At 46.8% G+C, this 23,240-nt stretch carries 21 protein-coding genes; 15 read left to right on the top strand and 6 right to left on the bottom strand.

Annotated features, from left to right (window positions below; translation table 11 throughout):
* Positions 1-86: 86 nt before the first annotated feature.
* Positions 87-338 carry a 50S ribosomal protein L27 gene (gene rpmA / locus KFE96_RS05385; RefSeq protein ID WP_247015559.1) on the bottom strand — a complete coding sequence of 84 codons (252 nt, stop codon included), beginning with the start codon at positions 336-338 and terminating at the stop codon, positions 87-89.
* A 40-nt stretch (positions 339-378) separates the two neighbouring features.
* Entirely contained in the window at positions 379-732 is a 354-nt protein-coding gene (gene rplU / locus KFE96_RS05390) for a 50S ribosomal protein L21 (RefSeq protein ID WP_247015557.1), read from the bottom strand.
* Positions 733-1,026: 294 nt separating this feature from the next.
* Here rplU and KFE96_RS05395 point away from each other — a divergent pair, with 294 nt between their 5' ends.
* Both KFE96_RS05395 and KFE96_RS05400 read left to right on the top strand, forming a co-directional pair.
* Positions 1,027-1,794, top strand: coding sequence for a glutaminyl-peptide cyclotransferase (locus KFE96_RS05395; RefSeq protein WP_255834964.1), 768 nt, complete (start codon positions 1,027-1,029; stop codon positions 1,792-1,794).
* Positions 1,795-1,807: 13 nt separating this feature from the next.
* On the top strand, positions 1,808-2,728 hold the full coding sequence (locus tag KFE96_RS05400) for a carbon-nitrogen hydrolase family protein (RefSeq protein WP_255834965.1): 921 nt from the start codon (positions 1,808-1,810) through the stop codon (positions 2,726-2,728).
* Positions 2,729-2,739: 11 nt separating this feature from the next.
* Here the strand turns inward: KFE96_RS05400 and KFE96_RS05405 are convergent, their stop codons facing one another.
* Positions 2,740-4,662 carry an FkbM family methyltransferase gene (locus tag KFE96_RS05405; RefSeq protein WP_255834966.1) on the bottom strand — a complete coding sequence of 641 codons (1,923 nt, stop codon included), beginning with the start codon at positions 4,660-4,662 and terminating at the stop codon, positions 2,740-2,742.
* 302 nt (positions 4,663-4,964) lie between these two features.
* Entirely contained in the window at positions 4,965-5,951 is a 987-nt protein-coding gene (locus KFE96_RS05410; protein WP_255834967.1) for a nitronate monooxygenase family protein, read from the bottom strand.
* A 205-nt stretch (positions 5,952-6,156) separates the two neighbouring features.
* On the opposite strand from KFE96_RS05410, the gene KFE96_RS05415 reads away from it, so the two are divergent.
* The 7 genes from KFE96_RS05415 to KFE96_RS05445 all read left to right on the top strand — a co-directional run bounded on the left by KFE96_RS05415 (position 6,157) and on the right by KFE96_RS05445 (position 15,504).
* Entirely contained in the window at positions 6,157-6,666 is a 510-nt protein-coding gene (locus KFE96_RS05415; protein WP_255834968.1) for a YHS domain-containing (seleno)protein, read from the top strand.
* Between the two features lie 11 nt (positions 6,667-6,677).
* A complete protein-coding gene (locus KFE96_RS05420; RefSeq protein WP_255834969.1) occupies positions 6,678-7,775 on the top strand; it encodes a 3-oxoacyl-ACP synthase III family protein in 1,098 nt (365 codons plus the stop codon).
* Positions 7,765-8,712 (top strand): ABC transporter ATP-binding protein, encoded by a 948-nt coding sequence (locus KFE96_RS05425; protein WP_255834970.1) that lies wholly within the window; start codon positions 7,765-7,767, stop codon positions 8,710-8,712. The genes KFE96_RS05420 and KFE96_RS05425 overlap by 11 nt, the downstream gene beginning before the upstream one ends.
* Positions 8,702-9,811: an ABC transporter permease gene (locus KFE96_RS05430; protein ID WP_255834971.1), complete on the top strand. Its 1,110-nt coding sequence runs from the start codon at positions 8,702-8,704 to the stop codon at positions 9,809-9,811. The genes KFE96_RS05425 and KFE96_RS05430 overlap by 11 nt, the downstream gene beginning before the upstream one ends.
* 101 nt (positions 9,812-9,912) lie before the next feature.
* Positions 9,913-11,058, top strand: a complete 1,146-nt coding sequence (locus KFE96_RS05435) for an alkaline phosphatase family protein (RefSeq protein WP_255834972.1) — start codon at positions 9,913-9,915, stop codon at positions 11,056-11,058.
* 262 nt (positions 11,059-11,320) lie between these two features.
* Positions 11,321-12,445, top strand: coding sequence for an efflux RND transporter periplasmic adaptor subunit (locus KFE96_RS05440; RefSeq protein WP_255834973.1), 1,125 nt, complete (start codon positions 11,321-11,323; stop codon positions 12,443-12,445).
* 14 nt (positions 12,446-12,459) lie between these two features.
* Complete coding sequence (locus tag KFE96_RS05445) at positions 12,460-15,504, top strand: efflux RND transporter permease subunit (protein WP_255834974.1); 3,045 nt, start codon at positions 12,460-12,462, stop codon at positions 15,502-15,504.
* A 63-nt stretch (positions 15,505-15,567) separates the two neighbouring features.
* Here the strand turns inward: KFE96_RS05445 and KFE96_RS05450 are convergent, their stop codons facing one another.
* Positions 15,568-17,679 (bottom strand): prolyl oligopeptidase family serine peptidase, encoded by a 2,112-nt coding sequence (locus KFE96_RS05450; RefSeq protein ID WP_255834975.1) that lies wholly within the window; start codon positions 17,677-17,679, stop codon positions 15,568-15,570.
* A gap of 162 nt (positions 17,680-17,841) precedes the next feature.
* Between KFE96_RS05450 and KFE96_RS05455 the strand changes: the two genes are divergently transcribed.
* Positions 17,842-18,045 (top strand): efflux RND transporter permease subunit, encoded by a 204-nt coding sequence (locus tag KFE96_RS05455; protein WP_255834976.1) that lies wholly within the window; start codon positions 17,842-17,844, stop codon positions 18,043-18,045.
* Between the two features lie 52 nt (positions 18,046-18,097).
* On the opposite strand, the gene KFE96_RS05460 is transcribed toward KFE96_RS05455, so the two are convergent.
* The gene (locus KFE96_RS05460) at positions 18,098-19,039 is read right to left on the bottom strand and encodes an aldo/keto reductase family oxidoreductase (protein ID WP_255834977.1); all 942 of its coding nucleotides are present in this window, start codon (positions 19,037-19,039) and stop codon (positions 18,098-18,100) included.
* A 241-nt stretch (positions 19,040-19,280) separates the two neighbouring features.
* On the opposite strand from KFE96_RS05460, the gene KFE96_RS05465 reads away from it, so the two are divergent.
* The 5 genes from KFE96_RS05465 to ccoP are packed head-to-tail and all read left to right on the top strand — an operon-like array spanning position 19,281 to position 23,219.
* The gene (locus tag KFE96_RS05465; protein ID WP_255834978.1) at positions 19,281-20,015 is read left to right on the top strand and encodes a sulfite exporter TauE/SafE family protein; all 735 of its coding nucleotides are present in this window, start codon (positions 19,281-19,283) and stop codon (positions 20,013-20,015) included.
* Positions 20,016-20,025: 10 nt separating this feature from the next.
* Positions 20,026-21,465 (top strand): cytochrome-c oxidase, cbb3-type subunit I, encoded by a 1,440-nt coding sequence (ccoN, locus tag KFE96_RS05470; RefSeq protein WP_247015528.1) that lies wholly within the window; start codon positions 20,026-20,028, stop codon positions 21,463-21,465.
* A complete protein-coding gene (gene ccoO, locus KFE96_RS05475; RefSeq protein ID WP_247015526.1) occupies positions 21,458-22,195 on the top strand; it encodes a cytochrome-c oxidase, cbb3-type subunit II in 738 nt (245 codons plus the stop codon). The genes ccoN and ccoO overlap by 8 nt, the downstream gene beginning before the upstream one ends.
* Positions 22,195-22,347, top strand: a complete 153-nt coding sequence (locus KFE96_RS05480; RefSeq protein WP_247015525.1) for a cbb3-type cytochrome c oxidase subunit 3 — start codon at positions 22,195-22,197, stop codon at positions 22,345-22,347. The genes ccoO and KFE96_RS05480 overlap by 1 nt, the downstream gene beginning before the upstream one ends.
* Positions 22,344-23,219 (top strand): cytochrome-c oxidase, cbb3-type subunit III, encoded by an 876-nt coding sequence (gene ccoP, locus KFE96_RS05485; protein WP_255834979.1) that lies wholly within the window; start codon positions 22,344-22,346, stop codon positions 23,217-23,219. The genes KFE96_RS05480 and ccoP overlap by 4 nt, the downstream gene beginning before the upstream one ends.
* Positions 23,220-23,240 lie beyond the last annotated feature (21 nt).

Raw genomic sequence — 23,240 nt, forward strand, 5'->3', positions numbered from 1 at the left:
TGTACAATTCAACTAACAATCAGAGAATACACAAAAAAAACGGGCTCCGAAGAACCCGTTTTCTAAATTCCGAAATTTCGGTGTGCTTAGCCTTCAACAGAAACAAAAGCTTTGTTGCCTTTGCCTTTGCTGAATTTAACCTGGCCTTCAACAAGAGCGAAGAGAGTGTGGTCTTTGCCCATGCCTACGTTTTCACCAGCATACCAGCGTGTACCACGCTGACGAACGATGATGTTACCAGCAAGAACTTGCTCACCACCGAATTTTTTCACACCAAGGCGGCGACCAATACTGTCGCGGCCGTTATTGGAACTACCACCTGCTTTTTTATGAGCCATTAGAGTGTCTCCTTAGCTTATAGCTTCAACGGACGCGGACTTAAGCCGCAGCTTCTTCAGTTTTCTTCGCAGCTTTTTTAGCTGTCTTAGCGATCTTAGTCACACGAAGTACAGTAACCTCCTGACGGTGGCCAACTTTACGACGGTAGTTGTGACGACGCTTCTTTTTGAAAACTGTTACTTTTTTGTCTTTCTTTTGCTCAAGTACTTCAGCAGTAACATTAGCGCCTTTTACAAGTGGCTCACCCACTTTAACGCCTTTGTCATCACCAACCATCAGTACTTCATCAAGAGTGATTGACTTACCAACTTCGCCGTCAAGCTTCTCAACTTTAACAACGTCGCCTTCAGTAACGCGGTACTGTTTACCGCCTGTTTTAACGATTGCGAACATTAAATGTTCCTTTCAATTCTTACCGCAGTAAACCGGGTGGGGCTTAACCCTTTGAAATATCCCACACTTTGGGCGGTTTCCGCTGGCTATAGTTACATAGCAAAAGAGGCAGCAGGAATCGCTTCCTTCTGCCGAATGGGCGGAATATACGGATTTAGGGCTAAGAGTCAACCAGAGTCTGCCTTTCAGCAAGGTAGGCTCTTTAAGTAAATTGCCTGTGAGCTTAGAATAATTGCATTGGGTATCAGAAAAAGGAAAGCTATAGCTTTTGAAAACCTATAGCGAGATACCGGGATGATACTGAACAGCTTCATATTGCTCATAAGCCTGTTTTTGCCGTCAGAGCAAAGGAGGCAGGAAGATATTCCTGTCTATAGCTATGAAATTGTGAATGTTTATCCGCATGATACTACAGCCTTTACTCAAGGGCTTTTCTTCAAAGATGGCTATCTTTATGAAAGCACAGGGCAGGTTGATCAATCCACCATCCGTAAGGTGGAGTTGGAAACAGGAAACACGGTGCAGGTAGAGAAGTTTCCAGCAGGTATATTCGGGGAAGGTATTATTGATTGGGGGGACCGTTTAATCGGCCTCAGTTGGCGGCGCCAGACGGGATTTGAATGGGATATCAATTCCTTCAAGATGAAGGGTACATTCGAATATCAGGGCGAAGGTTGGGGACTAACCCGCAATAGCACACATATTTTGATGAGTGACGGTACACCTGATATCCGGTTTCTTGATCCGGAAACGCTTAACGAAGTTCGCCGGATAGAAGTGAAAGCCCAAGGGCGCCCGTTGATAAATCTTAATGAACTGGAATGGGTGGACGGTGAGATATTTGCAAACATTTGGCAGACAGATTTTATCGCCAGAATAAATCCTGAAAATGGTGATGTGATTGGTTTGATAAACCTGAGGGGTTTGTTGAGCCGCGAAGATATTATCCCCGGTTATACGGATGTTCTGAACGGTATCGCTGTTAATGCTGAGGGCAAATTATTTGTAACTGGGAAATACTGGCCAAAGCTTTTTGAGATACGGCTCGTTAAAATAAAATAGTTGGGAGGGCTTTATGAGCACGATTATTGGTGCAGTGGTGCAGGCTGGCACGCCGCTTTATGATAAGAAAGCAACTTTTGAAAAACTGGCAGACCTGATCAGCGATGCAGCAAGCCAGGGTGCAAAGCTTGTTGTGCTGCCTGAAGCCTTTATTGGTGGCTACCCCAAAGGATTGGATTTTGGGGTAAGGCTTGGCTCGCGTGCGCCCGAGGGCCGTGTAGAATTCCAGCGCTATGCGGAAAATGCTATTGAGGTGCCTTCTGCTGATACAGACCAGATCGGTAAAATCGTTCAAAAATCTGGTGTTTATCTGGTTGTTGGTGTTGTTGAGCGAGACGGCGGTACGCTTTATTGCACCAGCCTTTATTTCAGCCCAGATGGCAGCATGATCGGCAAGCACCGCAAACTTATGCCAACGGCGCTTGAGCGTGTGGTATGGGGCTTCGGTGATGGTTCAACGCTCGCTGCTCCTAAAACCGAGATCGGCACACTTGGGGGCGCTATCTGTTGGGAAAATTATATGCCGCAGCTTCGCCTTGCTATGTACGGTAAAGGCGTGGAATTTTACTGTGCTCCAACGGTGGATGACCGCGATGTGTGGCTTCCTACCATGCAAACCATCGCTCTTGAAGGCCGCTGTTTTGTACTTTCTGCTTGTCAGTATATGGAACGTGGGTACGGCCCAGAAGATTATCATCCAGTACAAGGCGAGGCTGATGATACAGTACTGATCAGAGGTGGAAGTTGCATTATCTCTCCAATGGGGGAAGTGTTGGCAGCCCCTGTGTTTGGTGAGGAAACCATCCTTACAGCTGAGATGGATAAATCAGAAATTATCCGCGGTAAGTATGATCTGGATGTGGTGGGCCATTACGGCAGGCCAGATATTTTTAGTTTGCATGTAAACGAAGAACCACAGAGCACGTGTAAGTAGGAGTGCCGCGATTAAGCGGCAATCCCTTTTTTCACTGCAAAGAAATACTCATGCCCAAGATAGAGAGAATAACGAGGAGAGAATTTAGCGATAATTTCTTCTTGTTTTTCTTTGTTCATCAAATTCCATTCGGAGAGAATAATATTCGGGGCATGTTTATCCAGATCAAGCGCTTTAAGGAGGGCGTAATCATGCCCTTCACAATCTGTTACCAGAATGTGTAAGCCTTCATAAAATACATGCCCTAGCAGTTGATTGATTTCTACGAGTTTTGCCTTCTGAGTGTGAATAGCTTTATAGATGTCTGTTAGTGTCTGGTCATCAGTTTCCTGTATGCCTGTCGAACTCTCAAAAGTTTTGTCTAGCCCGTTTTTGTTGCGCTCAAGTGTTGCCATGCCTCTGGCCCAACTGGGGAGGTCAGCTTTTTCAATAGCTCGTAAAGGTAGGTACCGAAGTTCGGCTTCGCCATTATGATTGGAGACAGCGAGATTGAGGAAGTTTACATTTTCTCTGTAGCTATAGTTTTCAACAAGTTTACAGAAATACTCGGTGATAGGTTCTATCAATGTAATATGAATATCAGGTCGTGATTGCAAAGGATGGTAGATAGGATCGTAAGAAATGCCGTCATTGGCGCCAATTTGTAGAGCTTTTGAAGCCTGTGGGCTTTTTGCAATCGCTGCCATAAATTTTTGCAAGATTATTTCATCGGAAAAGTGCTCTGGTATAGCTAATTCTTTTAGCTCATTGTTTACGGTTTTAACAATTGGTTGCGCGGCATTCAGCTCTTCACACCTCTGTGCATATTCAGCTTTTGGGTTGTGATTAGATAGGGTCCAGAAAATTGCATTGGTACCGCATTCAATATCGGAAAGCAGTGCTGCATCAATCAGTTTTGCATCACTATGAATATGTATATAGCTACCCATCAACGCCAACTGGTCAATATACCAAAACCCTTTATCCGGATCACCGCTGTGGAAAACTGTATCAAGGAAGTTGGCACAATGATTTATAAAGGTTTGCCCAGAGTCTGAACACGGAATGAAAACAAAGGGAGCGGAAACTTTATCCCAGATAGGGCTCTCGCTTACATAATAAAGCGCTACTTTTTTTTCACTCCGGTAGAACCCTTCTAAACGCTCTTTGCTGTTTAATAGTGAATCAGCATCGATGATTAAATAATCGGTTTTAAACCTGTTGATAAAGTAAGCGGCCCGAATAAACCGGATTGATGCCAGATAGGACCGAATATTCTTACGTGTTTCCGTAAGAGTTTCGGTACTAACAATAAGATTTCCACTAAAGTTTTGATCAAGCCATTTTAAATCCTGGTCCGTAGCATCAATGATATGTACATGGATGGTGTGTATATCTTCTGTACCTTTCAATGAAAGGAGCAGGTTTTTGGTATATTTGTTGAAATAGTTACTATCACTTGAACATAGCAGGGTGGGCTTCTTTGCAGTGGCGGATTTATCTGATGGTAGTCTGTAAAACTCTATCGATGGTTCTTCAGCTAATAATGTTTTGGGGATATCCTTTGTCTCAAAAAATGGTGCGGTTTTCATGTTGCCTATTTCGCCCGGATTGCCCGTCAAAAATAAGCTGAAGATAAATGCTTTCGTGAGTGAATGGTGAAGGTGCTGGCCTTTTGATATCGCCTTTTTCGATGCCTGAATAGCCTTGCCGTAGTCTCGCGCGAGTGATGCCAAAAGCCCTTGCAGTGCCCATGCGTCAGTATGATCCTCGTTATGGTAGGTACATAACTGTAGATATGTCATTGCATCTGGATAGTGTTTTGCACTGATAAGAAGGGTCGCAATTGTAAAATAAAGTTTATCGTCACTGGGGTATGTAGAAATAAGTTTGCGTGCTGCGGATAAAATATCACCCCGGCCCATAGTTTTTGCTGATTTAATCAGTTTATCCATAAGTATAAAGCTGGCCTCATGGATGTTTCTAGGTTCCTTATCTCCGTTATTAAACCGTTCAATCACCGCGTTTCTATCTATCTCTGAATAAAAACTGGGCTGTACCGGTTTTATGGTTTGCAGAATTCTTAAGTAATAAGGATGGGAAAGACGAATGCCTTGATAGTCAATTTGTTGATGTAAATTGCCAAATGTCATTATTTTACCGAGAATAATAGAGATGAAAAACGGGCTAGAACTCTAGCATTCTAGCCCGTTTAGATTCCAGTAAAATTACCTGTCTGAATACAGTCTGGGGAAGTTTACTCCGCAGCAGCTTTTGCTGCGCTACCGCCTAAAATACGGTTCTTTGCTGTTGCATACTCATCCATCAACCGTGCAACCACTTCACCCGCTGGGCGAATATCCTTCACAGCGCCAATGCCCTGGCCGCAGCCCCAGATATCTTTCCATGCTTTGGATTTTTCACTGCCACCTGAACCGAAGCTCATCTTGGACGGATCGCTTTCAGGCAGGTTATTCGGGTCCATGCCCGCTGCTTCTATGGAAGGTTTTAGATAGTTGCCGTGTACACCGGTAAATAGGTTGGTATAGACGATATCATCGGCTGCATAATCCACGATGGATTGTTTGTAAGCCTGATCGGCGTTTGCTTCTTCAGTTGCGATGAAAGCGGAACCGATATAGCCGAGATCAGCACCCATTGCCTCAGCCGCTAAAACAGCATCCCCTGTTGCAATAGAACCAGATAGCGCCAACGGACCATCAAACCATTCACGGATTTCCTGAATAAGCGCGAACGGTGATGTTGTACCAGCATGGCCGCCTGCACCAGCGGCAACAGCGATCAGGCCATCCGCGCCTTTTTCAATCGCTTTCTTTGCGAATTTGTTGTTGATGATATCATGGAGCACAATACCACCATACGAATGGATAGCCTCGTTTACTTCAACGCGGGCACCGAGCGATGTGATGATAATCGGCACCTTATATTTCACACATAGTTCCACATCGTGCATCAAGCGGTCATTTGACTTGTGCACAATCTGGTTCACCGCAAACGGTGCTGCTGGTTTATCTGGGTTGGCTTTATTATAGGCATCAAGCTCTGTTGTGATTTTGATGAGCCATTCTTCCAGAACCGGGCCCGGGCGAGCATTCAGTGCAGGGAATGAACCTACAATACCCGCTTTACACTGGGCAATCACCAGATCAGGGTTCGAGATAATGAAAAGGGGTGAACCAATCACCGGAATACGCAAATTATCAAACTGTTCAGGTAAAGCCATGTTTCCCTCTCTACTAATTCTATTGTGCTTTTTGCTTAGCACTCTCGAAAGAGAGAATAGATTTATGGACCCAATAGTCCAATTATTATTGAAAATTAAAAAATCCATCCCGCTCGCGCTGTGATCACCGAACGGTGAAACCTGTTTATTGGTGTCATCTTAGGTACGGCCATACCATGACGGATATTGAATTAGGCAGATGTTTATGTGGTTTGTTTTTTTTAAAGGTATGTTGAAATGGGCACAGCTTTTAGCGTGTGTATCCATTCTGGCTGCGTGCGGTAAAAGCTATGTAACGCCTGAAACGGTTGTGAATGCAAAAGAAGGTGTAGGCATTAAAGGGTATGACCCTGTTGCCTATCATGCTGATGCAAAACCAACAGAAGGTAATGCCGAGCAGGCTTATGAATATGCGGGTGTTACTTACCATTTCGCGTCTGCAGAAAATAAAAGTGTTTTCGCATTGGCACCTGAAAAATACATTCCCGCATATGGTGGTTATTGTGCCTATGCCATGTCGCTTGGTAATGTTGTTGATATTAACCCGAAAAACTGGGCGGTGGTTGATGGACAGCTTTATCTTAATGCTAATGGTTTTGCTCAGGCCCTTTGGAATCTGGATAGACAAGGCAATATCCAGGATGCCAACCGAAAATGGAGCGCTATCAAAACGAAGGCGCTTGAACCCTCTCCGGAAAATGTTAACCAACAGTAGGACCTCCCCCTATGTTTGATCCTCACTTCCCTGATGCAGATATGAATTTCTGGCACAATACCAGCGAGCTTGGTGTTGCCGGTACTGGTTTTGCCCTTCCGGGCGCACCGATTTCCACGCCTGAACTTCTTGCGCATATGGAAAAACAGTTTGGGCTCGAATGCGCAAAACGTGGCCGCATTTACGCTGAGAAAATGAATATCCAGCACAGGCACATTGCGCGCGATCTTCTAGAGCGTAGGGAAGGCCCAAGAGAGGGGCACAGCAACCCTGATCTGGCTGCTCAAGCGATTAAGGAAGCCCTTGCTGATGCAGGCATGGTGGTAAGCGATCTTGGTTATATCATTGGCCATACGGCGAGTCCGGCGCGTCTTATTCCTAACAACATGGCGTTTGTGGCAGATAAGCTAGAATACCGTGGACCTTATATGGAACTAAGGCAAGCGTGTACGGGCTTTGCCAATGCACTCGCTATTGCATACGGTATGCTTTCCGGCCCAAGCGCAAAGCCCATTGCTATCGTAGGCTCTGAAACCGGTTCTGCTTACTTTGATCCTGAGCGAGTGAAAGAAGATGCAGGCCAATTAGTGAATCTGGTGCAAATGGGTGATGCGGCTGGTGCGATTATTCTTGTACCAGAAGGATACGAAAACAAAGGCAAGCTTTCCCACAGTTTCTTCGGGCATATCGGTCTCGGCCGTGAACCCGGGTTTACAGTACTTGAAGGTGGCTCAAACGCGCCCTTTACAAGTGGTGACGTGATTGAATTTGCTCATGAATTTGGTTCGGTCCGAGTGAACGGTCCTGAGCTTTTTATCGCAGGCATTCAGGCGTCGCTTTCCATCGGCAGCGGCATTGAAGATGTGAACCATATTATCCCGCATCAGGCGAATGGCAATATGGGTGCATTGATGGAAGAACATATGGGCATGGATGGCAGCCGTGTCTTTGTGAATGCGCACAAGCGCGGCAACACAGGCTCAGCTGCTATCTGGTTGGCGCTTGCGGAACTTAGAAAACAAATGGTTGGGGGGGAAACCGCATTGATACTGGGAGCTGAGGCAACCAAATATCTGTATGGTGGGTTCCGGTACACACATGGATTATGAACCACTTCTCAGCGTTTCCGTGCTTCAGAAACGCTTTGGTGAACGTATTGCAATTGATGGCTTTGATCTAACCCTTGAAAAAGGGCAGGTATATGGGCTTTTGGGGGCTAATGGTGGCGGTAAAACCACATGCCTCCGTATGCTGGCAGGGCTTTTACCGCCTGATGGCGGCTTTGGCACGGTGCTTGGCTATAACCTTGAAGGAGGGGATAGAAAAGCATTTGAAAGTATGCGTCACCGTGTGGGTTATATGGCGCAGAAGCATTCGCTCTATGATAATCTCACCGTTGAAGAAAATCTCCGTTTCCGGGCTGATGTTTATTGCCTAAGGGATGCCAAAGCGGCGGTTGCGAAACTTATTGAAGAATTTGAACTAAGTGAATACCGAAATGCCCGTGCGCGCGAGCTTTCTGGCGGTTGGGCACGGAAGCTTCAGCTTGCAGCGGCGTTGGTGCACGGCCCTGAACTAGTGCTGCTTGATGAACCAACGGCCGGGCTTGATGCTTATGCCAAAGCCGAGGTGTGGGAATGCATCAGCAAACTGGCTGATAAGGGTGTTGGTGTTATTGTTTCTACCCATGATCTGATGGAAGCACAGCGGTGTGATAAAGCCAGTTTCTTTGTGGATGGTTCTATTGTTGCGAGCGGTACTCTGGATGAGATTATTGGGCAATCTCTCGTAACCCGAGTGACTTTCCTGAGCACGGATTATGAAGGGTATTTCAAAGAGCTTTCAGAACAGCCTTATGCGCTTAGCATAGTTAAGAAAACAGATGGTTCTTGCCTCGCGCTGCCCTCTGAAGAACTACCAGCGTTGATGGAATTTTCAGAACGAAAAGGCATCCCCGTACAGATGCAAACCCCAACTATTGAAGATGCGGCCCTTGCGCTCGTTCGAGGTTGGTCAGAAGAAAAGGGCGGGCTTTATGTTCAGTAATATTAAACGCCGCCTACACCGGATTATGGCTGTAGCCCGCCTGGAAACCATACAGTTGATGCGGGAACGCACCACGTTTTCCCTGATTGTGTTGATCCCTCTTGTACAGATTGTTCTTTTTGGGTTTGCGGTAAATATGAACCCAAAAGATGTGCCAATGGCAATTGCGGGTACGCAGGATGGGCTTTATGAGCGGCTGGAAACGATTGCAGAAGGAACAGGTTATTTTCTTCCGCTGGATGGGCTCCTGCCGCAGGGAAGTGCCGAAGCACGCGTGCGCAGCGGACAGGCGCTTATCGGTATTGAACTGGCGGAAGAAGTCGATTTTGATGATCTGGAAGCAGATGCAAAACCGCTTACGGTGTATGTTGATGCGTCTGATGCACAAGCGGTGGCAGCGGCAGCTAGCATGATGGAAAATGCTTACCTGAAGCACCTGCTGATGGGGGAAGTTGGGAATGCTACTTCCAATACGGTTTGGCTCTATAATCCGGAACGAGAAACCGCCTGGACAATTGTCCCCGGCCTTGTGGGGGTGGTGATTATGATCAGCATGCTTATGCTTGGCGCGCTTTCACTGGTGAGCGAGCGGGAGCGAGGCACATGGGAAACACTCCTCACGACCCCGGTTGAAGGACTTGATGCGCTCTTTGGTAAACTCAGCCCTTGTGTGGTTATGGCGCTTTTGCAGGCGGTGCTTGTTGTTGTGGCAGCAAATGTGTTGTTCAGTGTACCTATGAGCGGCGTTGTATCGCTCCTTTTAATCGTAGTGCCATTATTTGCCGTGGCGCATTTAATGCTTGGCTTTGCTTTTTCAGCGCTCGCACAAACACAGTTGCAGGCGGTGCAGGGGGCTGTGGCTTTTTATCTGCCCTCCATGCTGCTTTCAGGTTTTATGTTCCCCTATCAGGGGATGCCGCTTTGGGCCAAAGTGATCGCTGAAATGCTGCCGCTTACGCATTTTGTAAGGATGGCACGTGGTTTGATGCTGAAGGGACAAAGTTTTGCAGCCGTGGCACATGAACTACTGCCTATTCTTATCTTTATGGTAATTGCGATGCTGTTTGCTCTCCGGGCTTACCGCGCGAAGCTGGATTAGCTTTATCCCGAATAACTGTTTGGCAAATACTACTTGTGCCTATCGGCTCTGGCATTCAGTATCCGTTTTATTGCCAAACGGTTTTCGGGGGTGAAAGCATAATGAAGCTGAAATTTCTTGGTATTGCTGCCGCGTTTATGATTTCAAGCGCCAGTGTGGCTGCAGATAAAGCAACAGAAACAGTGGTGCTTATTACTATTGATGGTCTCCGCTGGCAGGAACTGTTCACGGGCGTGGATAAGGCCTTCTTCGACCAGAAGGATTATATCGCCTACAAGAAAACGCATGGTGATTTTAAAAAGAAATACTGGCGGGCAACTGGTGATGATCGCCGCCGTGTGATGATGCCGTTTTTCTGGGATACGGTCGGCAAGGAAGGCCAGTTATACGGAAACCGCACTAAAGGCAGCATTGGTAACATCACGAACCAATTTCATTTTTCCTATCCGGGATATAGTGAAATCCTCACTGGGTATGCCGATGATGCCCGTATCACCAGCAATGATAAAATACCAAACCCGAACCGCACCATTCTTGAATGGTTGAACGGTAAGCCTGTACACAAAGGGAAGGTTGCAGCGTTCGGTTCGTGGGATGTATTTCCGTATATTGTGAATGAAAGCCGTTCCGGTGTGCCTGTAAACGCGGGGTTTGAAGCGTATGATGAAAGTGTTTCACCAAAGGTGAAAGAACTGAACAAGCTGCAGGAACAAATCCCAAGCCCTTGGGATACAGTACGCCTTGATGCCTTCACCATGGGGTTCGCCCGCGAAGCAATGGCAAAAGAAAAGCTCGATCTCGTCTATATTGCCATGGGGGAAACTGATGATTTCGCTCATGATGGCCACTATGACCTCTATGTGGATGCTGCATACCGAACTGACCAGATGATTGGTGATTTGTGGGCATGGCTCCAGTCTGACACGCGCTACAGCGGCAAAACCACCATGATCATTACAACAGATCATGGGCGCGGCAGTGAAGGCCTTGAAACATGGAAATCACACGGCCGCTTTAAATACCGGAAAGAAGACGGTGCAGAAGCTATTTCTAGCTACAAAGGTGATACGGAAATCTGGATGGCGGTGATAGGGCCAGATACCCCTGCGACAGGGGAGGTATCCGGCGGGCCTGTCGTAACCCTTTCCCAAATAGCAGCAACAACTGCTCGCTTCCTTGGTTATGATTATAAGGGTGACCACGCAGGGAAAAAAGTAGGCGCTCCTATCAAGGAAATGATGAAGTAAGGAAAGACTTCATATTTTAAGACTGGCGCAGTTTTATTCACCTATCAAACTTGAAAACGGCTGATTGATTTCTGAAAAATATGTCCTAATCGTCCGAACAGGTCGCTTTAACCGTCTGTTTTCTATAGGTCGTGCGCCCAAGATTGAATTTTGCACAAAGTTCGAATTATATTCATTTTTATAATCGAAAGTTTGGCATCCTGTGATGTTCAGTGTAGGGTAAAACCCAGATATTGAACCCATTAACCAAGAAAGTTTTGAAATGCGTGTTCTAACCTCCCTTCTTCTCGTCGCATTCCTTGCAGCTTGCGGCAGTTCGGAAAATGAAACTCAGAAAGAAGCGCCTGTTAAGGGGCTTCGGGTTTTTGAAGTAACCCAGTCGGCATCAAAGATGCTGCGTACATACCCAAGTGTTATTCAGCCATCAGAAGAAAGTAAGCTTTCTTTTGAAATCTCAGGCCAGCTTGGTGAAGTTTCACTGGAAGTGGGAGAACGGGTGAAGGCTGGTGATGTGTTGTTGCAGCTTGATGATACATCGCTCAAGCTTGAAGTGCAGCAAGCGCGCGCGGCCCTTGAGCAGGCGGAAGCTTCCGAGAAAAATGCCCGTACAGATTTTGAACGTAAAGCAGCGCTTCTTCAATCAGGCAATGTAACCCGAGCGGCATACGATTCCGCTGATACACAGCTTAAAAGCTCTGTCGCGCAGGTAGAACAGGCACGCCAGCAACTTGGTCTGTCAGAAGAAAAACTCGTTAAATCAACCTTGAAGGCACCGTTTTCCGGTGTGATTTCAGCCCTTAATGTAGACTCCTTTAATACGGTTTCGCCGGGCAATGCAGTGCTCACCCTTTACGGTGAAGGTACGTATGAAGTTGCTTTTAATGTGCCGTCTACTGTGATCAATGACCTGAAAGTGGGTGACCAAACGAGCGTTGAGGTTTCTGATCTGAACCTTACTGGCCTGAAGGGGCACATTAAGGAACTAGGTTCCCGCGCACAGCAGGTTTCAGCGTTCCCGGTGGTGGTTGTTCTTGAAGACAGCAACAGTAACTTGAAGGCTGGCATGCCAGCTGAAGTGGAAGTTTCCGTGAACCTCATTGGCGGTACAGAAGGGTTCCTTGTGCCTATCCACTGTTTTGTGCTGAGCGAAGCGGGTGAAATGGACCGTGCTCGTGCCGTGCGGGATGAGCATAAAGATACAAACCTTCTTTATGTGTTTGATCCTGCCTCCTCAACAGTGAAAGCCCGTGAAGTGGTGATTTCTGGCGTACGCGGCAATATGGCGATTGTAACATCTGGCTTGAACGCTGGTGAGCTTATCGCTTCTGCCGGTGTATCTTACCTAAGCGACGGCCAGAAAGTTCGCCGTCTGCCAGACCTGCGCTAGTTAGGGGAATTTTCATGTCTCTTACTGAATTTGGATTATCCAAATCACGGTTCGCCTATTTGCTTATGGTAGGCCTCGTGATGGCTGGTTTTATTCTGTATCCGAACTTCTCCAAGCGGGAAGATCCGGAAATTACCATCAGAAATGCGCAGGTGGATGTAAAATTCCCCGGCCTGCCGCCGCAAAAGATGGAAAAATTGATTGCCGAACAGCTGGAACGTAAGGTTCGGGAAATCAAGGAAGTGAAGGAAATCAACACGGTTATTAAAACCGGTAGCCTTCGCACAAGCGTTACGCTGAAAGATGAATATTCTGATCTGGACGGTATCTGGCAGGACCTTCGGGATAAAATGAATGACCTGAAGCGTGATTTGCCGTCTGGTGCACAGGGGCCGTTTGTAAACACAGATGTGGGCGATGTGGCGATTGCCACTATTGCGCTTACGGCTGAGGGTTTTTCCTATAACGAGATGGAAGAAACCGCGAAGGATCTGCAGCGCACGCTTTATACCGTGAAAGGTGTGGCCAAAGTTGAAGTTTCTGGTGTGCAGGAAGAACGCATCTGGCTTGAACTTGATGCCCGGCGGTTCGCCACTATCGGGGCGCAGGTAAATACACTTATCGATAACCTGCAGAAGCAGAATATCATTCTGCCAGCGGGTGAGCTGAATGCAGATGGCGCTTCTTTCCAACTTGAAGCATCGGGTGATTTCCAGAGCGTTGAAGAAATTGAAAATATGCTCATTAAGATTAATGATGCAGGTGATTTCGTACGCTTGAAGGATTTGGTAACGGTGAAACGCGGTTATGTTTCACCGAAGCAGAAACCGATTTTCTATAATTTGCGTCCTGCTGTTGTTGTAACGGTGCAGATGCAGCCAAGCTTTGATATCCAGCAGGTTGGTGACGGTGTGAAAACTGCCACCGAAGCTTTCGAAGATGGCCTTCCGATTGGGTATAAGCTTGATTTCGCTACCTTCCAGCCAGCTGAGGTAACTAAATCCGTCAACAATGCACTTAGCAACGTGGGGCAAACCTTCGTTGTGGTGCTTGTGGTGGTTCTTTTGTTCCTTGGCGTTCGTTCAGGTATTGTTATCGCCTCCATCGTGCCGTTTGCGATTATGTTCTCGCTGATTGGCATGTCTGTGCTTGGAATTGCGCTTGAGCAGGTTTCCATTGCTGCGGTGATTATCTCCCTTGGTCTCCTTGTGGATAACGGGGTTGTGGTGGTGGAGGATATCCTCCGCCGGATCAAAGAGGGGCAATCAAACCATGAAGCAGCGGTTGGCGCTGGCAAACAGTTTGCTGTGCCGCTTCTTGTATCGTCGCTTACAACCATGTTTGCTTTCACGCCTTTCTTCCTTCTTGTGGGGAACGAAGGTGAATATGCCTTCTCGCTAGGTACCGTTGTGGTACTTACACTCACGGGTTCATGGCTTTCTGCCATGTATTTCATGCCGCTTATCGCTGCCAAGGTGTTGAAGCTTTCAAAGAAGGATATGATACCTGAGGAAGAACGTAAGCCCTCTAAACTGGCGGAGATTTACATGCCGCTTCTTCGCCCCTTTACCAAGCGTGCGGGTGTTGTTGTGCTGGTGTGTTATGCCCTTGTATTTGGTTCTATGCAGCTCTTTGGGTATGCGAAGAATGAAATGTTCCCAGCAAGTGAGCGCGGTGAAGTGCTGATTTATATGGATATGCCAAAGGGTGTTCATATTGAAGCAACAGAAGCGGTGGCCAAAGCAACGATGCGCTATATCGCTGATAAGGATATCAACCCTGAAGTGGTTGATCATATAGCCTATGTTGGTGATGGTGGCCCCCGTTTCTATCTGGCGCTTAGCCCTGAGGACCCTGATCAGGCATTTGCTTTCTTCCTTGTGAACACAAGCTCGAATGAAGGCGCAAATGAGTTTGGCGAACGCTTCAAACGGTATGCGTTTGAAAATATCCCTGATGCTGTGTTCCGTGTGAAACGCCTTAGCATGGGGGCGGGCGAAAGTGGCACGGTTGAGATTGAGCTTTCCGGTCCTGATGCATCCCGCCTTCTTGATATGGGTAATGAAGTGAAGGAAATCTTCGCGCAGGCTCCAGGTGTGATTGAAAACAAGCATGACTGGGGCCAACGGGTAATGAAATTCCTGATTGATGTTGATCAGGATAATGCTCGCCGCCTTGATATTACGTCAGAGCAGATGGCGCAGGTGCTCAGTGCTTACTTTGATGGATATCAGATTTCTGATTTCCGTCAGGCATCAGAAACTATTCCGATTATGCTCCGTGCTTCGGAACGGGACCGTAACAGTGTTGAAGACCTTCTGAACATTGTGCTTCCGGGCCCGGATGGTTTGATGTCGCTTGAGCAGGTGGCAACGCTGAATACCCAGCTTGTTATGTCACAAATTCGCCGTAAGGATCAGGTGCGCACAATCACTGTTCGGGCGAAAAGCAACCAGCTTACTGCGCAAGAGCTCTATAACACCATTGAAGCTGATCTGAACAAAGTTGACTTATCGGGCGGCTATAAAATCACGATTGGTGGTGAGCTGAAGGATTCTTCTGAGATCTACGGCAAACTTGGTGCAGGCCTTCCGTTTGCTTTCCTTCTGATGATCCTTGCAGTGGTGTTCCAGTTCAACTCCATGCGCCGCAGTGCTATCATCTTTATGTCCGTACCGTTGGCGCTTATTGGGGTGCCGGTTGGGCTGCTTGTAACGGGTGAGCCGCTTTCCTTCTTCGCAACGCTTGGCATTATCAGCCTTGCGGGTATCGTGATTAACAACTCCATCGTGCTTGTTGATCAGATCGATATTGAGCGAGAGGAAACGGATTTGTTGAGCGCGATTGTTGCCGCGGGCGGAAAACGCCTTCAGCCGATCCTGCTTACATCCATCACGACGGTGGTTGGCCTCTTGCCGCTTTACTTAACGGGTGGTGCGCTGTGGTCTCCACTTGCTGCCGTGATGATGTTCGGTTTGGCGATTGCGTCTGTTCTCACGCTCTTCTTCGTGCCAGCGCTTTATTACATGTTCTATCGCCGTGAGGCTGTTGAAGCGTAAGGCACAAGAAAGCTTATCAAGGAAAAGGCGCTCCAGGAGGCGCCTTTTTTATTTCGATAAACATTACTCTTTGGTTTTGTTATATTGCCGATCATGAAATGTATGAAATAGGTACATTGATGTATGTATTTCAACATACTGATCTATTGTAGAGCCAACGGTATGGCCGCCGTCCGGTCTGTAGAGTGTTTCTATGCTATACCCTTCATTAACGAGGGTTTTTTCTAAACTTTTTGAGTGAGCAAAAGAAACGCGATCATCATTTTTATTTGCAATAATTAAAAAGGTTAATTTGTCCAGAGTTTTACCGTAAATTGGAATCTGTTTTGATGGGATCAAAAGATTACTTAATTGTTTGCCTTTTGTGTCTGGGTCTGAAAGTTGTGCATCTTTAAGCGGAGCTAAATAAGCATTACAAGCATCGATAGCTTGGACAGTAATATCATAGCATCCAGCTCGTGCAGAAACCGAGGTAAATATATCTGGGTTTAATAGTGCGGCATTCACAACGAGAGATGCACCGGCACTTGCTCCTGTGGCATGAAGTGATCCTGGTCTTGTATAACCTTTTGCCAATACATCCTTTGCAATCAAGATGAAATCATCAACGGTTTTAAGGCGTTGCTCTATCTTCGTACTACTATATGCAAAATCCCGTTTATATTCGCCACCTCCTCTGGGATGAGCAATTACATATAAGCCACCCCTTTTTAACCACCCCTCAATTACAGGAGCATGATATTCCGGTTTGAGGGGAATATGATCATAAGCATATGCGGTAATTAAAGTAGGGGCAGATCCTGTTTCAAACGCTTTTTCTGTCCCGATGATTTCGTAATAAATTTCTATGCCGTCAAAGGTGGTGACAGAATTTTGGTGAGTTTTAAATTCTGTGGCTGTAAGTGAATTTAAACTGCTTGGTAGTGCAGTGATTTTTGTATGTGCAGCGTCTTTATTGGGGGATATTCGGTAATATGTAATTGGTTGTGTTGTATTTTCTACATAAATAACAGCATCTTTAGATGTAATGGATGTACCCCAAATATTTATTTTGCCTGATACAGGTAATGGGATTTCCTGAATATTTTTCTGGTTTTCATTATGGATGAAATATAATTTTTCCCTAGCTTCTTGCGGGGCGTAGGTTTTGATGAAGAGCCCTGTTTCTGTCGGAACCGCTTCTTCAAAAAATTCAGTATCATTATCCTGAAAGATTTGAGTTATTTCTGGTTTTTCATGAGATACAGGTAATAGGCTTGAAGTGGGTACGGTGGTAACTGCTGTGATTGGAACATCATTTCCTTGTTGGTCTTTACCGTAATATGAAGCTGAGCAAAATACTCTACCGGATAATGCAAATAACGGGTTACATGAGGGATAAATATTTTTAAGTGTTAGCTGTTTTTGGTTTTTGTCGGAAAATATTTTCCCCGATGGGTTAACAAATATCGTTTCGATAACTGCCCCATTCTTGCTGTAGTTTACAAGTGCCCCGTGTTTTTTTGATAATACTCTTGTGAAAGAACCGTCCGCATCTAGTGGTGGCTCTGTTAAGATAGAGGATACGCTACCTTCATCGTTTTGCTGCCAGATTTTATAGGTTTTTGCATATTTCAGAAGCTTTGGTGAATGCGAATATAATATATCACCATGTTTATTTAGGTAATTAGCACTGTTGTATCCTGTTGAAAGGATAAAACCTCTGGGGTTCAGGGCGCCTGTTTTAAGGTTCGCTTCATATATAGTAGTTTTGTCAGTCCCCCCTTCGTTGAACGTGATCAGGCATAAGTCCATATTATCTGATAAACATTCAATGTCTGTGATGATTTTGTTTTTAAGTCTTGGTTCTTGATCATATTTCACAGAAGGATATTGGGTCCATTTTTTATCACCATATACTTGTTCATCAAATGAGCTGGTTCCAAGGCCTATTGAGCCATTTGATATTGTGATGTTAAGAAAATAACCGTCACGATAGCCGTTACCCCAATAATCATATTGTTGAAGCCGGTGTGATAGATTTTTGGCGATTTCTTTGTATGTAGTCTCTTGAGCTAAGGTAGAAGTAGGGTGGCTCATAGCGAGATTGGCTTGATCGCTGGCGTTTTGGCTTTTAGTAGCCGTTGTTATCCATACAGCGGCTACCACCAATAAAGCTTGTGCTGTAAGTCTCATTATATACTCCCACACCTTACAAATATTCAGCTATCGTGAACACTTGATAAACATATGATGTATTATGGCAGTATAATGGCTTTTGGGTGTAAAAGATGAGTGGGGCTGGATCATTTGGAACTGTTGTATTACGGCCCTTTTAACTGCTGTAATTAACGCGATATGTTAAAACGCCCGCAGCCAATTCTTCTTACTTCCGTCACAACAGTGGTTGGCCTTCTGCCGCTTTACTTAACGGGTGGTGCGCTGTGGTCTCCGCTCGCTGCCGTGATGATGTTCGGTTTGGCGATTGCGTCTGTTCTCACGCTCTTCTTCGTGCCAGCGCTTTACTATATGTTCTATCGCCGTGAGGCCGCTGAAGCATAAGGCACTGGAAAGCTTATCAAGGAAAAGGCGCCCCATGAGGCGCCTTTTTACATTATGGCATGCGAACGCCGTTGTAGGCTTCAATGATGCTGTACCAGTCTTCCCTGTCCAGGGTGCACTCAAGCGCTGCAACAGCTTCATCGAGGCGTTTGGTTTTGATCGTTCCTGTTATAGGGATAATCTTCGCAGGGTGTGCCAGAAGGAAAGCAAGGCAAACAGATGCATTATCTGTTTTATGCTTGAGGGCGATGGCATCAATCACTGCTTTTATGCGGAGGAGACGTGCGGCTTTATCTGTGCTCAAGCCTTCCGTATTCCCTGTAATCAAACGGCCGTGCCCGAGGGGGGACCAAGCAATAGGCGCGATCTGCATTTCCATACATTGATCAAGTAGGCCACCTGTCATTGGGCTTATCTCAAACGGCGAGATTTCAAGTTGGTGTGCTACAATGGGGCTATCTAAATAGGATGCAAGCGCGCTTACCTGAGGCGCAGTGAAGTTTGAAACACCGATGTGCTGGATTTTCCCTGCAGCTTTAAGAGCTTCAAGAGCACCAGCAAGTTCTTCTGGGTGTGTGAGCATATCAGGGCGGTGGATATAGTAGAGATCAATGGTTTCTACCCCAAGGCGCTTTAGGGAAGCTTCGCAGGCGCTGGTGATATAATCCCGAGACTGCACATAAGGTGCACCTAGTTCTTTGTTGATGCCGCCCTTGGTCGCGGTGAAGGTTCCTTTGAATGCTTCAGGCGATGCTTCACGTGCTTTGCCAAGCAGTGCTTCGATGCTGCCGAAACCTAAAGGTGATTTGTATCCATATATGTCAGCGCTGTCAATTTGGTCAAAACCAAGAGAGCGAGCGTGTTCGATAACAGCCACCGCATCGCTGACAGATTCTGGATTAAGGCCCATGGTACCAAAGGCGAGAGGGAAAGATGTTAATCCTGATTGGCCCATAGGGCGTGCGTCTTTTGAAAGGGGGAGAGAGAGTGCCATGTGATTCTCATGTAATAATAACAAGTTGCAAAAATGGAGGGGTTATAGTGGCTTAATTTTGGTCGATGTCTACCAAAATGTCGCACCGCAAAGCTCAAATTGGGGACAAACTGACGCAGTTAAAGGCATTTTTTGTGACAAGCTGCCGCACAGACATTCCCTTTTGACAAAAGTCAAACCAACTTCTGGCCCAACAACTTACACCTTTAAGCATGGTGTAATACCTATAAGGGCCAATATTGTGGAATACTTCTTACAGCAATGCCAAGTTGCGTTAGACGCAAACGGCAGCATTATCTTTTCGCTGTTCCTTGGCGGGCTGCTGGGAAGTGCGACCCACTGTGTTGGTATGTGTGGGCCCTTTGTTATGGCTCAGGTTGGCGGTAAAAAATCGGGCGGTGAAGAAGGTGTATTAAAACGTCTTCAAGCTGCGGCGCTTTTGCCGTATCATCTTGGCAGGGTCACAACATACATTCTCCTTGGGATAGTCGGAGCAAGTCTTTCCCAATTCTTGGTAGGTACACCTGTGCAGCGCGGCGTAGCTTTTGTGCTCCTAAGCGTTGCAGGACTTTTGTTTCTAGTTAATGCAGTTCCGAGTTTAAAGCGCTTGGTTAAAGCTAACACTGGATTGGTGGTTGGCCAGAAGTTTGGACATATTATCGGAAGATTGGCCCGTCCTTTTTTCGCGAACCCAGATCCTTTGCAGCGGTATGCTCTTGGCATTCTACTTGGCTTCTTGCCTTGTGGCCTTGTAGTTGCCGCGGTGATGGCAGTTGCTGCTACAGGGCACGCCGCTACAGCCGCGTTTGGCATGTTAGCTTTCGGGGTAGGAACCGTACCTTCGCTTTTTCTTGTTGGAACTGGAACTCAATTTGCGCTTAACCGCTGGCCCGCCCAGGTCCGTTCGGTTGCAGCGTTTGTTATGGCCGTAAATGGCGTCAGCTTAATGGTAATGGCTGGCGGCATGGTCTTGTGAGGGAAGAGGCATGAATAAACTCACGGAAAAACCAATCTATAATGACGAGATCGTAAAGAAATTTACGCTCGCCACTGTTTTTTGGGGTGTCGTTGGCTTCGCGGTCGGGGTATTTATCGCGTTGCAAATGGCGTTCCCGGAACTAAACTTCGGTGAATATTTCACCTTCGGTCGCTTGCGTCCGCTCCATACTTCAGCTGTGATTTTTGCATTCGGTGGTAACGCACTGTTCGCAACCAGCTACTTCTCAGTTCAGCGTACTTGCCGTACGCGGTTGTGGGGTGATGGTTTTGCAAACTTTACTTTCTGGGGATACCAGTTCTTTATCGTCTTAGCGGCTGTTGGTTATGTAACAGGTGTTACACAGGGTAAAGAATATGCTGAACCTGAGTGGTATGCCGATCTATGGCTAACCATTGTTTGGGTTGTGTATCTGGTTGTGTTCCTGATGACCCTGAAGAACCGCGAAGAAGCACACATTTATGTGGGTAACTGGTTCTTCCTGTCGTTCATTGTAACAGTGGCGGTTCTGCACCTTGCGAACAACGCAGTGATCCCTGTGTCTTTCACAAGTGTGAAAAGCTACCCACTATGGGGCGGTGTGCAGTCTGCACTTATCCAGTGGTGGTACGGCCATAACGCTGTGGGCTTCTTCCTGACAGCTGGTTTCCTGGGTATTATGTATTATTTCGTACCAAAGCGTGCTGAGCGTCCGGTATATTCTTACCGTCTGTCTATTCTGCACTTCTGGTCGTTGATTTTCATCTATATCTGGGCTGGTCCTCACCACCTTCACTACACATCTCTTCCAGATTGGGCGCAAACACTGGGCGCAACATTCTCTATCATGCTTTGGATGCCTTCATGGGGCGGCATGGTAAACGGTATGATGACCCTTTCTGGTGCCTGGCATAAGCTACGTGAAGATCCTGTACTTCGTTTCATGATCATTTCACTTGCTTTCTACGGTATGAGCACATTTGAAGGCCCACTGATGTCTATCAAAACAGTGAATGCCCTCAGCCACTATACTGACTGGACTATTGGTCACGTACACTCCGGTGCGCTTGGTTGGGTTGCTTTCATCAGCTTCGGTGCCCTTTACCACTTGGTTCCGGTTCTCTGGAAACGCGAAGGTCTTTATTCACTCAAGCTTGTGAATATGCATCTGTGGATCGCGACAATCGGTATCGTGCTTTATATCGCAGCAATGTGGGTATCCGGCATCATGCAAGGCCTGATGTGGCGCACATACGACGATATGGGCTTCCTTGAGTACAGCTTTGTAGAATCTGTGATGGCTATGCATCCATTCTATCTGATCCGTGCACTGGGCGGCATCCTGTTCCTCGTTGGCGCACTGATCATGGTTTACAACTTCTACAAAACAATCAAAGGCGACAGAACTGAAGAAAGTGAATCTCGCTTTAAGGAGGTAGCTCATGCTTAAGCATCACGAGAAGTTAGAGAAAAACTCAATCCTTCTGCTCCTTTGTACTGTGATTGTGATCTCAATCGGTGGGATTATCGAAATCCTGCCACTCTTCCGCATGGAAACCACTATCGAGCCGGTGAAAGGGGTTCGCCCTTACACACCGCTTGAGTTGGCTGGTTACAATGTGTACCTGCGTGAGGGTTGCTATAACTGCCACAGCCAACAAATTCGTCCACTCCGTGACGAGGTTGAGCGTTATGGTCATTACTCTCTTGCAGCAGAAAGCATGTATGACCACCCATTCCAGTGGGGTTCAAAACGTACGGGGCCTGATCTCGCACGTGTAGGCGGTAAATATTCTGACGAATGGCACATTCAGCACATGAAACGCCCGAAAGATCTGGTACCGGAAAGCATCATGCCTCCGTACCCGCATCTGGCTGAGCGTGGTGCTGATCTGGAAAATATCGCCAGAGATATGCAAGTGCTGCAGACCATTGGTGTTCCGTACACTGATGAGATGATCGCCAATGCTCATAATGATGCCTATGCACAGGCGGCAAACGAAAGCGATTATCATGATGGTCTGGTTGAGCGTTATGGTGAGAAAGTGAATTACCGTAATTTCGACGGTAAGGAAATGACCACCGAACTCGACGCACTTATCGCTTATCTGCAGGTTCTTGGAACAATGGCAGAGCTGAAAGACTATAAAGCTGCGCCTCCGAAAAGAGGAGGTGAGTAATGGTTGATTGGCTTGCCAACAACGCCGGCACAACGGGACTTTTGTTCTTCTTCGGCACGTTCCTTGTTATCGCCATTTGGGCGTTTCGTCCAAAAGCGAAGCAGCAGATTGAATCCTATAAAAACATTCCTCTAGCGGAGGATGACGCATGAGACCTGAGAAAAAAGATATTGATGAACTAAGTGGTATTGAGACCACAGGCCATAGCTGGGACGGTATTAAAGAGCTTAATACACCTTCCCCGCGCTGGTGGCTGATCATCTTCATCGTTAGCTGTGTTTGGGCGGTTGGGTATTGGTTCTATTACCCGGCATGGCCAACTCTAACCGGTAACGGTGAACGTGGCGGCACCGAAGGCACTGCAGGCTGGACCCAGTATAAACAGCTTGAAGAACAACAGGCAGAGATCGTAGCTCGTAAAGCCGCTTACCAAAGCCGTTTTGATGCTTCGGATTTCTCAACAATCCAGAATGATGAAGAGCTTTATGCCTTCGCCATCGCTGGTGGTAAATCTGCCTTCAAGGATAACTGCGCAACTTGTCACGGCACTGGCGGTGCAGGTGGCCCTGGTTATCCGAACCTCAATGACGATGATTGGATTTGGGGCGGTACCATCGAAGATATTCAACAAACTCTTCAATATGGTATCCGTGGGAATCATGACGAAACACGTTTCAATGAAATGCCAGCTTATGCTGATATTCTGGATGCGGAAGATATCGAAGCTGTTGCCGACTATGTTGTGGCAAAAGCTGCCGGTAATGCGCTTCCTGAACGTGGTGCCGTTGTGTTCGAAGAAAACTGTGCTGCATGTCACGGAGAGGACGCCAAAGGTCTTCGCGAGCTTGGTGGGCCAAACCTCGCTGATGCGATCTGGCTTTATGCCGACGACCGCAATGCCATTGTGTCACAGATCAGAAAGCCAAAACACGGCATTATGCCGGCGTGGGAAGGCCGCCTGAGCCCAAGTACTATTCGTCAGCTTACAATTTATGTTCACAGCCTTGGTGGCGGTGAGAAGTAAGAGTAACTGAAAGAAAACATT

This window comes from Kordiimonas sp. SCSIO 12603, from assembly GCF_024398035.1.
In the GTDB taxonomy this organism is placed as follows: domain Bacteria; phylum Pseudomonadota; class Alphaproteobacteria; order Sphingomonadales; family Kordiimonadaceae; genus Kordiimonas.